The organism is Serratia sp. CY38905, assembly GCF_052168875.1.
Classification (GTDB): domain Bacteria; phylum Pseudomonadota; class Gammaproteobacteria; order Enterobacterales; family Enterobacteriaceae; genus Serratia; species Serratia sarumanii.
Genome location: NZ_JBJNLV010000010.1, coordinates 15,827 through 29,720 on the forward strand (window position 1 = coordinate 15,827; position 13,894 = coordinate 29,720).

Below are 13,894 nucleotides of genomic sequence, written 5' to 3' on the forward strand. Positions count from 1 at the left end.
ATGACGGGGGACGAATGTCCCCCGTTTTATGCGCTATCCCGGCACGGCCGGGCAGAGGAGATAACGCAGTGATCGGTGATTTTGACAGCATTCTGAGCGATGAAGAGGCCCAGCGGCTGGAGAGCGCGTTTCAGGCGCTGGGCGCGGCGTCGGCGAGCGGCGAGCGGCCGGTGAGCGAAGCCGAAGAGCGGGCATGGTTTGCCCATCTGCAGCAGGGTGACGCACGCGGGCAGCGGGCGTTGGCTTGGCGTTTGACGGGGGATGTGGATATCGCCCAATTGACGGCGGCGCTGCAGGCGCTGGTGCGGGAAACGCCGGGCGTGGACGTGCGCTACGTTTTTGATGACGAAAACGGCCTGGTGAAACGCCCCGCCGGCTCGGCGCCGTTGCCGTTGAGCCTTCGTCAGGTGGCGGACGAACAACAGGCCATTTGTCGCCTGCTGCAAGCGCAGGCAACGCCGTTTGTACTGGAAAGCGAAGCGCCGCTGCGCTGCCTGGTGTTGCTCACGCCGGGCGATAACGTGATTTTGGGCGTGGTCTTGCATGACATCCTGGCGGAAACGCTGCCGTGGCGTCATCTGCCGGCGATGCTGTCCGCCCGTTATAACGGGGACGCGATGCCTCTGCCTTTCGCGGCGGAGCCGGTCGAGCTGGCGGAAACTCCGGAGCCGCAGCTGCCGTGGGTGCGCCAGGCGGTCTCACTGCAGGATTATCGCAGCCCGGCGCAGCGCGCTGAAGCCTTACCGCCGGTGGGCGCGCGCGTGGTCACGCGCATTGCGCGCTCGCTGTTGCCCGCCAACGACACGCCGCGGGCGCTGCTGGCGGCGGTGGCGGCGCGGTTTGCCGAGTTCGTCGCCGCGCAGGCCGGCGGCCAAGCGGTGCAGCTGTGCGTGCCGGCGGCGGATACGGCAGAGTGCGTCGGCCTGGAGCTGGGCCTGACGGCGCCGCCGCTGATGCGCCTGACCGTGCAGCATGGCGAGGGCGACGCCGGGCAGCGGCTGCTGGCGCAAACCGTGGCTGAACAGCCGGATCCGCAACGGGCGCAGCTGCTGGTGGCCTGGCGCGACGATCTGGCCGCAGAGTGGCGGCTGGAAGGCGTTCACGCCGAACGCCTGTTGCTGCCGCCGCTGCATACGCCGTTTGAGCTGGCGCTGCTGCTGGGGTTGCCGGAGGCGGAAGCGCTGACGCTCGAGCTGGTCACCGATCCGCGCCTGTCTCCGCATGTGGCGCCTTTCCTGCTGGAGCAGTTCAGCGCCTTCCTGGCCGGGCAGCGGATTGCCGTCGCATTGCCGGCGGCTGAGTCCGTTTCCCCGGCGATGGCCGCGCCGGCGGCGAACGGCGACGCGGACGAAAGCGTTGCACCGCTGATTTTGCAGGAATTCCGTGAGGCGCTGGTGGCGCCGGAAATGACCCTGGATGAAGACTTCTTCGATCGCGGCGGCCATTCGCTGGTGGCCACCCGGGTGATCGGCCGTTTGCTGAGCCTGCATCAGATCGAAATCAACATTAACGATCTGTTCAGCCATCCGACGGCGCTCGGGTTGGCGGGCTATGCCAAACGCCTGAACGTTGCGCAGCCGAATGCCGCGGTGGCCACCGCCGACGATCATGATCGGGCGCAGGCACCGCTGTCGCTGGCGCAGGAATCGCTGTGGAAGGTGTATGAAGCCTTCGGCCATGACGAAATTTTCAACCTGCCGTTCTCTCTGCGCTTCTTCGATGCGGTGGATGAAACGGCGCTGCGTCAGGCGTTTATCGACGTCATGACTCGCCATACAGTGCTGCGTTCACGCTTCGTCGAGCAGCAGGGCGCGGTGGTGCAGGTGGTGGTGCCGGCCGCCGAGCTGCCGGAGTACCAGTGGTTCCGCTTCTCCCACGAGACGCCGGCGGGCAACGCCGCCGCCCTGTTGGCCGACGCCGGCCAGCACCGGTTCGATCTGGCCGCCGAGCTGCCGCTGCGCGTCACGCTGCTGCGCGATGCGGACAACGGCCAGCAGCTGCTGTCGCTGCTGTTCCACCATGTGGTGCTGGATGAATGGTCGCTCAACCTGATGATGGATGAATTGGGCGTCGCCTACCGCCATCGCGTCGTCGGCCAGGCGCCGCAGTGGAGCGGGCAGCCGCCGCAGTTCCACACCTTCGCCCGGCAGCAGCGGGCCTCCGGGGTGCAGCAGCAACATCTGGACTACTGGCTCGACGCGCTGCGCGGCGCGCCGGTCGGCCAGCCGATCTTCCGGCAAGAGCCATCCACCCACCCGGCGGTGCCGGCACCGGCGGACGTCAACGGCGGCTGGCTGGAGTTCGAGGTCGATCCCGCCGTGGCGGAAGGCCTGTATCAGCTCGCCCGCCGCAACAACGCTTCGCTGTTCAACGTGGTGTATGCCGGGATTACCTCGGCGCTGCACCTGCTTGGCGGCCCGGCGGATCTGTTGGTGGGCACCTCGACCTCCGGCCGTAACGACGCCGAGTTCTTCGATACCGTCGGCTACTTCACCACCGTGGTGGTGCACCGCGTGCGCTTCGACGAGGGGCTGACGGTGGCCGGGTTGGTCAGCCAGGTGAAAAACACCATCAACGGCTCGCTGCCGTACACCGATATTCCAATCGATCTGGTGGAGGAAGGGTTGTTCGGCGTGGACGCTGACCGCAAGAACCACATGTTCGAAGTGTTTATCCAGATCCACAGCCGCATCAAGCTGAACGGCGAGTTCCGGCTGCAGGACGGCAGCGCGATCGCCTACCGCCAGGTGGAGCCGGAAAAAGCCGAGTCGCTGCTTGGCCTGCAGTTTGAGGTGATGGAAGACGATCTGGCCGGGGCGAAATCCCTGCGGGTGATGATGACCTACCGCCAGGATCACTACAGCCGGGAGCAGGCCAATCTGATCGCCGACGGCGTTCAGCACGTCTTTACCCAGTTTGCGCAGCACATCGCTGGCGATATCGCTCTGGCGGCGCTGCCGCCCGGGCCGCAGGCATGACGTTGTTTCACTCTAACCGAAAGCATGATTTTCAAGGAGATAAAAGGATGTCTGGAACCCTAGCAACCCCGCGCGCGTTACTTTCGCTGCTGGTGGCGGCCTCTCTGGTGGTCGCCGGCGCTGCGCAGGCCGACGATGCCGGCATCAAACCGCAGGACATCAAGCGCGAGGCGCTGTCGTCGGCGGTGGTGGAGATGGCCTACAGCACCTCGCAACAGGCGCTGTTCGTCAGCGCGCCGGACTGGAAGGAAGAGGCGCGCTCCCGTGTGCTGCGGCTGGATCCCAACACCCTGGCGATCAAGGCGGAGATCCCGCTGCAGGTGAAAGGCTTCGGCGTGGCGCTGAACGATGCGGGCAATCGCCTGTACCTGACTCAGGGCTTCAACGGCGAAGTCGGGGTGGTGGACACCACCACCAACCACGCGCTGGGCAGCATCAAGCTGCTGGACAAAGCGGTGCTGGAGCAGGCCTACAAGCAGGCGGGCATCAGCGGCAAGCGCCTGGACTTCCTGCTGGCGGAGTTGAAGAAGTTCAAAATCACCGAGGACTACCTGTACCGCATTCGCGAGATCAAGTATGACGCGCAAAGCGGCCGCTTGTTCCTGCCGGGGCTGGGCTTCGGCGTCGACAGCGTGCTATACGTGGTCGATACCAAGGCCGGCAAGCTGGAGAAAGTGATCCCGGGCTTCGGCTACAACGCGGTGGGTATCACATTGGATGAGAAGGGCCGCCGGGTATTCGTCTCCAACATGCAGGGGCAGGTGATCACCCTGAACGCCGACACGCTGGCGATCACCGCCACCCACGAAGTGCAGGCCGATCAGCTGCTGAATCTGGTGTATGATCCGGCGAGTAATCGTCTGCTGGGTGTCGATCAGGGTATCGATCGCGATAACTACCGCAATCATCATCTGGGGCACGACTACGTGAAGCGCAGCAGCGGCCACCGGGTATTCGCGCTGGATGCGGACAGCGGCAAGGTACTGGCCAGCGAGCTGACGGATGAGGTGCCGATCGGCCTGCTGCTCGACGAGCGCAGCCAGCGGCTGTACGTCGCCAACCGCAAAGGCGTGCGCGTGGATCACGGCGCCGGGACGCTGACGGTGTTCGACGCCAAGACGCTCAAGCGCCTGCAAACCGTAGACCTGCCGCCGCACCCTAACAGTCTGGCGTTGGATCCGAAAGGCGACGCGCTGTTCGTGACGGTGAAAAACGACGGCGCTTCCACCAAGGCCGGTAAGCCGGAAAGCGTGGTGCGTATTCAGCTGCACACCAACTAACTGAATATAAATATAAAAAAGGGGCGCCACGGCGCCCCTTTGTCATTGGGTCATGTCGTCAGAAGTGGGTGTTGATGCTCATGTAGTAGGTGCGGCCCGATTCGTTATAGGTGGCTGCGCCTGCGCCATACATGTAGGAGTTGGTTTTCGCGTTACCGACAGTTTGTGCATTACCGGCGCGGAACTGGCGTTTGTCGAACAGGTTGTCGATGCCGGCGGTGAGGCTGACGTTTTTGGTCAAGTCATAGGTCGCGCTGGCGCCGACGATGGCGTAAGGGCTGACCTCGCGGGCTTCTGAGCCGACAGCGCTCTCTCCTTTATAGTTATACTTCTTCGGCTTCTGGCGGCCGTACCAGGTCAGGGTGGACTGCATCGACAGATCCTGCGTGGCCTGCCAGCTGAGGGTCGAGTTGACGGTGAATTTCGGGATCACTGACAGGTAATCGCCGGTGGTCTTGTTCTTGTTCTCGATCATGTAGGTGGCGTTGTTGCTCCAGGTGACGGTCTCGCTGACCGGCACGTTCAGCGAGCCTTCCAGCCCCTGCACCACCGCCTTCGGCACGTTTTCCCACTGATAGATATCGGTTTTAAGACTGTTTGAGGAAATTGGCGCGTAGCCAGCCTCAATTTTGTTGCGGTAATCGTTGCGGAAGTAGGTCACGCCGGCCAGCCAGCCGTCGTTATGGAACTCCAGCCCGATCTCTTTGTTAACGCTGGTTTCCGCTTTCAAATCGTCGTTGCCCATCAGATAGCAAGCACCAGCACTGGCTGCACAACCTTGACCACGGCTGTACAGGATATAGTTACCGTTGTTCTGGAACAGATTGGGCGCTTTGTAGGAGCGTGCGATACCCATCTTAAGCGTGAAGTAGTCGCCCAGTTCCTGCGACAGGTTCAGCGCCGGGCTCCAGTTGTTGCCGGATTCGGAGTGCAGATCGTAGCGCAGGCCCGGCGTCAGCATGGTGGTGTCGGTCAGCTCGATATTGTCTTCGGCGAACAGCGAGAAGATATGTGCGGAGGAATAAGGACTACGGTTAGTGCTGTCCACTCCTGGGATCACTCCACCTTCGGTGAGAGACTGGCTGGTGGAGGTGCCGTCTTTCATCCGTTGCTGAGACCACTCGGTGCCCAGCGTGGCGGTCTGGGCGACGCCCAGCTCAAACGGCACGCTGACTTCGCTGTGCGCCAGGAAGTCGTCCAGCTTGATGGTGCCGAAGCCGGTGTTATTGGTGTCGAAGATGCCTTCGGTGCCGCCGGCCAACCCTTCGTTCAGGCGGGTGTTGCGGGTGCGCTCAAACTGCACGTAGTTGTTGGTGCTCACGCCGTTGTCCCAGGCGCCGCGGTGGGTCAGGCCGAAGGTTTCACGGTAGATGCGGTTGGTCTCTTTGCCGTAGTTGCTTTGCACCAGGGCGTTGGTGTTGGTGTTCTGGGTATCGCCGGCGTACAGGTTGCCCTGGCGGCCATAGGCGTACTCGAACTCCAATGACTGCAGATGAGCGAAGTCCCAGTGCAGCAGGGCGTCGATATTTTTATCGACCACACCTTCACGTCCGGCAGGTAAAGTATTGGAATAGCTGCCGGTGCGCTCGGATTGATGGCCTTGGTTAATATCCCAGGCGTCGGCCTGCGTTTTGCTGTAGCCGCCGAACAGACGGAAGCTCAGGGAATCGCTCAACGGGCCGGACAGGCTGAAGTCGGTGCGTTTGGTGGCGCCTTCCTGCTTGTGCTGCGGCACGTTGAAGTAGCCGTTCAGCGAGCCGTGCAGCGCATCGCCGGCCTTCTTGGTGATGATGTTAACCACGCCGCCCGCGGCGCCGTTGCCGTAGCGCGCCGCGGCAGGGCCGCGCAGCACTTCGATGCGCTCGATCATTTCCGGCGGTACCCAGGCGGTATCGCCGCGCGAGTCGCGCTCGCCGCGCCAGCCCTGACGCACCGAGTTGCGGCTGGAGGCCGGTTTGCCGTCGATCAGAATCAGGGTGTTTTCCGGGCCCATGCCGCGGATATCGATCTGGCGGTTGTTGCCGCGCTGGCCGCTGGTGGAGTTGCCGGTCAGGTTAACCCCGGGCATGGTGCGGATCAGTTCGCTGATGTCGCGCGCCGGCGGGCGTTTCTTGATCTCATCGGCGGTGATGGTGGACACCCCAGGTGCCTGCAGGTTCTGCCGGGCGGCGGTCACGACGATGGTGTCTTCGCCGCGCGGCTTTTTATCCGCGGCGCCGCTGTTTTCTTCCGTGGTGGGGGTGTCGGTCTGCTGCGCGGCGTTGGCGAACGCGGACGCGCCCAATCCCAAGCCGATAAGAGTGGCTAAAGAATAACGTGATAGCTTGCTTTTCATCTGAGTGTCCTACCTTGCTGCCATCCCTCGCCGAACGGGGGGAAGGGCGGTTGTAGTTTTTGTGTAGTCGGAAATAGAAAATCGGCTGCGGCAAGGGATGCCATTGATATATCCCCGATCCCTGTCCGTTGCGCGCAATACCAGCACGATCTCCAAGCCTTACACACTATTGCAAATGCAAATTATTATCAATAGTATTTGGCGTACAGTGCGTTCGGGCGGTGGCCGGCGATAGGGAAAAGTCGACGTTCCCGGTGCCGCCAACTACAAAATGGGTAGGCGTTGTGAATACAGAACTACAGTCAGAAAGCAGCAGATTATTGGCCAGCAGCAATGCGGGCAGTCCAGGATGGTGGTTGACGGTGGCACGGCGCGGTACGCCATGGGTAGAACCGGCGGGTAATGGCCGCTGGCGAACCACCTTTTTCTGGCGCGATCCTCAGGGATGCGAATTGACCTCCGCCTACCGCCGCGTGTGGATCAACATCAACTGCCTGACCGACCATCACCAGCCGAATCCGCCGCAAAGCCTGCAGCGTCTGGCCGGCACCGACGTGTGGTACTGGCAGACCGAGCTGAGCGGCGCCTGGCGCGGCAGCTACTGCTTTATTCCCTGCTTTGACGAGCGGCCGCCGGCGTTCAGCGGCGACGATGCGCACGCCAATATGCACAACCTGCGCCACTGGTGGCACCAGGTGTTCGCCAGCGCCACCCCCGATCTGCTCAACCCGTATCGCTCCTGGCAAAGCGCCAGCGGCCACAGCGTCTCCGGCCTGCACATGCCGGATGCGCCGCCGCAGCCGGTATGGCGTTCGTTCGACGAGTATGAGATCGCCAGCGGGCGTTGCACGCCGCCGCTGCCGGCGCGTTTGCAGCGCCATACCTGGCAGAGCGAGCGCCTGGGCAACAGCCGCGACGTCTGGATCTACACCACCGGCGACAGCAAGCCGGCCGAGCGCCCGTTGGCTATCCTGCTTGACGGTCAGTTCTGGGCGAAGCAGATGCCGGTCTGGGAGCCGCTGATGCAGCTGACCCGCGAGGGAGCGTTGCCGGAAGCGGTGTATGTGTTGATCGACATCATCGATCTGCCGCACCGGGCGCGAGAATTAACCTGCAAGGACGATTTCTGGCTGGCGGTGCAGGAAGAACTGATGCCGCAGCTGGCCGACTGGGCGCCGCACAGCGACAAACCGGCCGATACGGTGGTGGCGGGGCAAAGCTTTGGCGGCCTGGCCTCCCTGTATGCCGGGCTGCGCTGGCCGCAGCGTTTCGGTGCGGTGATCACCCAGTCCGGTTCCTACTGGTGGCCGCGGCGCGACATGCTGCAGCTGCCGAGCATCCCCGACGACGCCTGCTGGCTGATGCAGCAGGTGGAACGGCATGGCCTGGGCAACCACGGTGCGCTGAAGGTATTTATGGAAGCCGGTTCGCAGGAAAAGCTGGTGCATCGGGTCAGCGGCGAAATGGCGGCTCGCCTGAGCGACGCCGGCCATCGGGTGCACTACCGGGTGGTGGAAGGCGGGCACGACGCGCTGTGCTGGCGCAGCGGCCTGACCGACGGGCTGCAGGCGGTCTGGGCCTCCGCTTTCGCCACCGCTTATCCGGCATCGGCGACGGCACGAGGAACACATGATGGAAAGCCTGAATCCGTTCGATGATCAACAGCAGCGCAGCTTGGTGCTGCGCAACGTACAACAACAATACAGTTTGTGGCCGGATTTCCGCGCCATTCCGTCCGATTGGACGATCGTCTTCGGCCCGGCGGCGCGCACCGCGTGCACCGAGTGGCTGGAACAGCATTGGCAAGACATTCTGCCGGTCGCAGCAAGCAAGGCGTGACCGGCGCCAGGTAATCACGGGAGCAATAAGCAGTGTCACACACCCCTAACTCTCTCAGCGGCCCGGCGCTTGCGGGCGAATGGCCGCTGGTCGCGGCGCAACCCGGCATCTGGGTCGCCGATCAAATCTCCCCGCATCGCAATGCCTACGCGGTGGCCCACGCCATCGAACTCAACGGCCCCATTGCCGTAGAGCCTCTGCTGCAGGCCATCATCCAGGGCCTGGGCGAGGTGGACATGCTGCGCCTGCGTTTTGCGGAACGCGACGGCGTGCCGGTGCAATGGCTGGATGACGCGCTGGCGGTGCACGAGCCGGAACTTGTCGATCTGACGACGTCGCCGGATCCCGAAGCCGCCGCGCGCGCGCTGATGGACATCGATCTGGCGAGCGATCTGCGCGCCGGCAGCGGCGCACCGCTGTATCGCCATGTGGTGATGCGCCTGGCGGATAACCGCTGGTTCTGGTATCAGCGCTATCACCATCTGCTGGTGGACGGTTTCAGCTTCACCGCCATCGCTCGCCGCGTGGCGGCGATTTACACCCATCTTTGCCGCGGCGACGCGCTGGAACCGACGCCTTTCACGGCGTTCAGCGACGTGGTGGCGGAATACCAGGCTTACCGGGAGGCGCCGGCCTGGCAGCGCGACGCCGATTTCTGGCTCGAAAAAGCGCGGCAGTTGCCGCCGCCGGCCACGCTCTGCCCGCAGCCGCTGGCCGGGCAAACCCCCACGCCGCGCATCCACCGGCTGGAACAGCGCTGCGATCCGCAGGCTTTCGCCGAACTGGTGCAGTGCGGCGCGCAGCAGAAGCTGAACGCCGCCGATATGGCGGTGGCGCTGGTGGCGCTGTGGGTATCGCGCCTGAGCGGCCAACCGAGTTTCAGCGCCGGTTTTATCTTCATGCGCCGTACCGGATCGGCCGCCCTGTGCGCCGCCGGGCCAGTGATCAACGTACTGCCGATGGAGATGCATCTCGAGCCGCAGGCCACGCTGTATGAGGCCGCCGCCCGCATCAGCCGCGAGCTGAAAACGGTGCGCCGCCATCAGCGCTACGACGCCGAGCAGGTGCAGCGCGATCTGGGGCGCATCGGCGACGGCGAACCGCTGTACGGCACGGTCTTCAACTTCAAAATGTTCGATTACCAGCTGGATTTCGCCGGTATCGAAGGCATCACTCACGATCTGGCCTCCGGGCCGGTGCGCGATCTGGAGATTGCGCTGTTTATCGACGAACACCATCAGTTGAAGGTGGAACTGCTGGCCAACGCCGAGCGTTACGGTCGCCAGGAACTGCAGGCGCACCTGCAGCGACTGCCGCTGCTGCTGGCGCAGTTCGCCGCGCAGGCAACGTTGCCGATCGGCGAAGCCGATATGCTGACCGCCGACGATCACGCGCTGCTGACGCGGGTCAACGACACGGCGCACCCGGTGCCGGCGACCACGCTGAGCCAGTTGCTGGCGCAGCAGGCGCAAACCACGCCGGACGCGCCGGCGCTGGCGGATGCGCATTTCAATTTCACCTACCGCGAAACGCGCGAGCAGGTCATGGCGCTGGCGCGTGAGCTGGTTGCGCAGGGCGTGCGGCCGGGCGACATCGTGGCGGTGGCGCTGCCGCGTTCGGTGTTCCTGTCGCTGGCGTTGATGGCGATCGTGGAAGCGGGCGCCGCCTATCTGCCGTTGGACACCGGTTATCCGGACGAGCGGCTGGCGATGATGCTGGAAGACGCCGCGCCCCGGCTGGTCATCACCAACCCGGCGCAGCAGGCGCGGTTCGCCGACAAGGGCGAAATTTTGCTGTATGACGCGCCGCTGCCGGCCGATCACGCCGCCGGGGTGGCGATCGCGGGCCCGACGCCGAACCATGCGGCCTATATCATCTTTACCTCCGGCTCCACCGGGCGCCCGAAAGGTGTGCTGGTCGGCCATCAGGCGATCGTCAACCGCTTGCTGTGGATGCAGCACCAGTATCCGCTGGGGGCGGACGACGCGGTGCTGCAGAAAACGCCGTGCAGTTTCGACGTCTCGGTATGGGAATTCTTCTGGCCGCTGATGGTCGGTGCCCGGCTGGTGATGGCGCCGCCGGAAGCGCACCGCGATCCGCAGCAGCTGCAACAGCTGATCGCGCAGCAGAGCATTACCACGCTGCACTTCGTGCCGTCGATGCTGGCGGCTTTCGTTGCCGCCCTGGACGACGACGCGGCGGTGGCGAGCTGCGCCGCGCTGCGCCAGGTGTTCTGCAGCGGCGAAGCGCTGCCGGCGGAGCTGTGCCGCCTGTGGCAAAGCCGCACGGCGGTGCCGCTGCACAACCTCTACGGCCCGACCGAAGCGGCGGTGGACGTGACCTGGCATCCGGCCTACGGCGACGCGCTGGCGAAGGTGACCGGCGCCAACGTGCCGATCGGCCTGCCGGTATGGAACACCGGGCTGCGCATTCTTGACGCGCGCCTGCGGCCGGTGCCGCCGGGCGTGGCGGGCGATCTGTATCTGACCGGCGTGCAGCTGGCGCACGGCTACCTTGGCCGGCCGGATCTGACTGCCAGTCGCTTTGTCGCCGATCCGTTCGGCGAGGGCGGGCGCATGTACCGCACCGGCGACGTGGCGCGCTGGCTGCCGGACGGCGCGGTGGAATATTTGGGCCGCAGCGACGATCAGCTGAAGATCCGCGGGCAGCGGATCGAGCTGAGCGAAATCGACCACGCCTTGCTGTCGCTGCCGGGCGTGCGCCAGGCGGTGACGCACGCGCTGGTGCTGCAGGGCACGCCGGTGGACGCCGGCGGCGATGCGCGCCAGTTGGTGGGCTATCTGGTGATGCAGCCTGGCGCGAGCTGGGATGCGGAAGCCCTGCGCGCGGCGCTGGCCGACCGGCTGCCGCCGCACATGGTGCCGGTGGCGCTGGTGGAAATGAGCGATTTGCCGCTGAGCGCCAACGGCAAGCTGGATCGCAAGGCCTTGCCGCAGCCGCAGGGCGGCGAGCGCAAGGCTGGGCGGCCGCCGCAGGCCGGGCTGGAAAGCGAGATCGCGGCGGTATTTGCCCGATTGCTGCAGCGCGAGCAGGTGTTCGCCGATGACGATTTCTTCGCGCTCGGCGGCCATTCGCTGCTGGCGATGCGGCTGGCGGCGGAGCTGCGCCGCGATTTGGGCAAGGCGGTGTCCGTCGGCCAGGTAATGGTGGCGTCGCGCGTCGAGCAGCTGGCTGTCTTGTTAGCGGAAGATCGCACGCAGGAAGAGGCCGATCGCAGCGGCTTCGACAGCGTATTGCCGCTGCGCGTCACCGAGGGGCCGACGCTGTTCTGTCTGCACCCGGCGTCCGGTTTCTCGTGGCAGTTCAGCGTATTGCCGCGCTATCTCGATCAGCACTGGTCGCTGGTCGGTATCCAGTCGCCGCGGCCGGACGGCCCGTTGGCGCTGAGCGAAGATATGGATCAGGTGGTGGATGCCCACCTGCAGACGGTGTTGCAGGTACAGCCGCACGGGCCGTACCACTTCATCGGCTACTCGCTGGGCGGCACGCTGGCGCAGGGCATCGCCGCCCGGCTGCAGGCGCGCGGCGAGCAGGTGGCGTTCCTCGGCCTGCTGGATACCTATCCGCCGGAGACCCAAAACTGGGACGTGATGCTGGACGACAACGTGTTGAAGGAGGTGCAGCGCGAGCGCGAGCAGTTCCTGGCGGTGTCGCAGGATACGCTCGATCCGGCGCTGGGCGAGACGCGCACCGCGATGTTCGACAACATTGAAGCCAACTACGCCGACTCGGTGCGGTTGTTGTCGCACACGCGTACTGCCCGTTTCCACGGCCAGGCGACGCTGTTCGTCGCCAAACGCACGCTGCAGGAAGGGATGGACGTGCAGCAAACCTGGTCGCAGTACGTCGATGCGCTGCAGGCGCACGAGCTGGACTGTGCGCATGTCGATATCGTTTCGCCGGCGTCGTTCAAAGTGCTGGGGCCGCTGCTGAACCGGATCTTGCGCACGCTGTAATCGCGTCCGTCATCTCGCCGCCAGGCACGGGGATGACCCCGCGTGTGGCGGCGTTTCTTGCGGTTGCTCACGGTTGAATATCAATGAGTTTTATTATCATTATTGATTTCGCCATCTGTGCTAGCATAGCGCCCCGCAACTGCAGAATCCCCGTTTAACGATGTGGTGAATAACCGATGAGTAGCAAACCCTCCATCCTGCTTGATTTTAGCCTGCTGAAAACCAACCGGGCTTTCCGCGCGGTATTCTGCGCGCGCTTTATTTCCATTGTGGCGCTGGGGCTGATGGCGATCGCCATCCCGGTGCAGATCCAGGCGCTGACCGGTTCCACCCTGCAGGTCGGGCTGGCGGTGACGCTGGCCGGCGGCGGCATGTTCGCCGGGCTGCTGATGGGGGGCGTATTGGCCGATCGCTATGAGCGGCGCCGACTGATCCTGTTCGCGCGCTCCACCTGCGGCATCGGCTTCGTCGGCCTGTGCCTCAACGCCCTGTTGCCGTCGCCTTCGCTGGCGGCCATTTATCTGCTGGCGGTGTGGGACGGCTTCTTCGGCGCGGTGGGGGTGACGGCGCTGCTGGCGGCCACGCCGGCGCTGGTGGGCCGCGAAAACATCGTGCAGGCGGGCGCCATCAGCATGCTGACGGTGCGCTTCGGCTCGATCCTTTCTCCGGCGATCGGCGGCCTGGTGATCGCCCATATGGGCATTGCCTGGAACTACGGCCTGGCGGCGTTCGGCACCCTGCTGACGCTGCTGCCGCTGCTGAGCCTGCCGCAGCTGATGCCGCCGCCGCAGCCGCGTGAACACCCGCTGCGCGCGCTGGCGGGCGGTTTCGCCTTCCTGTTCCAGAACAAGGTGATCGGCATGGTGGCGCTGATCGGCGCGCTGCTGACCATGGCCAGCGCGGTGCGCGTGCTGTACCCGGCGATGGCGGAAAGCTGGCACATCGACGCCGCCCACCTCGGCTATATGTACGCCGCCGTGCCGCTCGGCGCCGCCATCGGTGCTTTCACCAGCGGGCGCGTGGCGCACGTGGCGCGCCCCGGCTGGGTGATGCTGCTGACGGCGATCGCGGCGTTTGCCGCCATTGGCCTGTTCGGCCTGATGCCGTGGTATAGCCTGGCGTTGCTGTGCCTGGTGGCGTTCGGCTACCTGAGCGCGCTGAACTCGCTGCTGCAATACGGCCTGATCCAGAGCCTGACGCCGGACAACTTCCTCGGCCGCATCAACGGCCTGTGGACGGCGCAGAACGTGGTGGGCGATGCGCTGGGCGCGTTGCTGCTGGGGGCGATGGGCGCCTTTATGCTGCCGGCGATGAGCGCCAGCGGTTTCGGTTTCGGCGCGGCGCTGCTCGGCATCCTGTTGCTGTTCGCCATGACCGGTTTGCGCCAGGTGACGCTGCACAAACCGGAGCCGCAGCCCGCCACAGAAAAGTAGTCGAACGCGTTAAGACAACGCTGTGGGATCAAATAGCAATGCTTATCATCGG

Annotated in this window: 7 protein-coding genes; 6 read left to right on the plus strand and 1 reads right to left on the minus strand. The window is 64.7% G+C overall.

Annotated elements, in window-relative coordinates; genetic code table 11:
• Positions 1-68: 68 nt before the first annotated feature.
• Together ACJ8MK_RS18920 and ACJ8MK_RS18925 are read left to right on the plus strand one after the other, a co-directional pair.
• On the plus strand, positions 69-2,978 hold the full coding sequence (locus ACJ8MK_RS18920; protein ID WP_103829845.1) for a condensation domain-containing protein: 2,910 nt from the start codon (positions 69-71) through the stop codon (positions 2,976-2,978).
• Between the two features lie 47 nt (positions 2,979-3,025).
• Positions 3,026-4,258, plus strand: coding sequence for a YncE family protein (locus ACJ8MK_RS18925; protein WP_033636746.1), 1,233 nt, complete (start codon positions 3,026-3,028; stop codon positions 4,256-4,258).
• Between the two features lie 58 nt (positions 4,259-4,316).
• Here the strand turns inward: ACJ8MK_RS18925 and ACJ8MK_RS18930 are convergent, their stop codons facing one another.
• Complete coding sequence (locus tag ACJ8MK_RS18930; RefSeq protein ID WP_041037534.1) at positions 4,317-6,593, minus strand: TonB-dependent siderophore receptor; 2,277 nt, start codon at positions 6,591-6,593, stop codon at positions 4,317-4,319.
• Between the two features lie 284 nt (positions 6,594-6,877).
• On the opposite strand from ACJ8MK_RS18930, the gene fes reads away from it, so the two are divergent.
• The 4 genes from fes (at position 6,878) to entS (ending at position 13,842) form a co-directional block, all read left to right on the plus strand.
• Complete coding sequence (gene fes / locus ACJ8MK_RS18935) at positions 6,878-8,251, plus strand: enterochelin esterase (protein ID WP_072265060.1); 1,374 nt, start codon at positions 6,878-6,880, stop codon at positions 8,249-8,251.
• Positions 8,226-8,432, plus strand: coding sequence for an MbtH family protein (locus tag ACJ8MK_RS18940; protein WP_033636748.1), 207 nt, complete (start codon positions 8,226-8,228; stop codon positions 8,430-8,432). Before fes ends, ACJ8MK_RS18940 begins: the two co-directional genes overlap by 26 nt.
• A 32-nt stretch (positions 8,433-8,464) precedes the next feature.
• Positions 8,465-12,409 (plus strand): enterobactin synthase subunit F, encoded by a 3,945-nt coding sequence (locus tag ACJ8MK_RS18945; protein ID WP_442517975.1) that lies wholly within the window; start codon positions 8,465-8,467, stop codon positions 12,407-12,409.
• A 176-nt stretch (positions 12,410-12,585) separates the two neighbouring features.
• Positions 12,586-13,842 carry an enterobactin transporter EntS gene (gene entS, locus ACJ8MK_RS18950; RefSeq protein WP_033649954.1) on the plus strand — a complete coding sequence of 419 codons (1,257 nt, stop codon included), beginning with the start codon at positions 12,586-12,588 and terminating at the stop codon, positions 13,840-13,842.
• The last annotated feature ends 52 nt before the right edge of the window (positions 13,843-13,894 follow it).

Excerpts from the sequence above, each read along its gene's own strand:
- ACJ8MK_RS18930 (WP_041037534.1), bottom strand. The coding sequence starts at position 6,593 with ATGAAAAGCAAGCTATCACGTTATTCTTTAGCCACTCTTATCGGCTTG.
- ACJ8MK_RS18940 (WP_033636748.1), top strand. The coding sequence starts at position 8,226 with ATGGAAAGCCTGAATCCGTTCGATGATCAACAGCAGCGCAGCTTGGTG.
- entS (WP_033649954.1), top strand. The coding sequence starts at position 12,586 with ATGAGTAGCAAACCCTCCATCCTGCTTGATTTTAGCCTGCTGAAAACC.
- ACJ8MK_RS18925 (WP_033636746.1), top strand. The coding sequence starts at position 3,026 with ATGTCTGGAACCCTAGCAACCCCGCGCGCGTTACTTTCGCTGCTGGTG.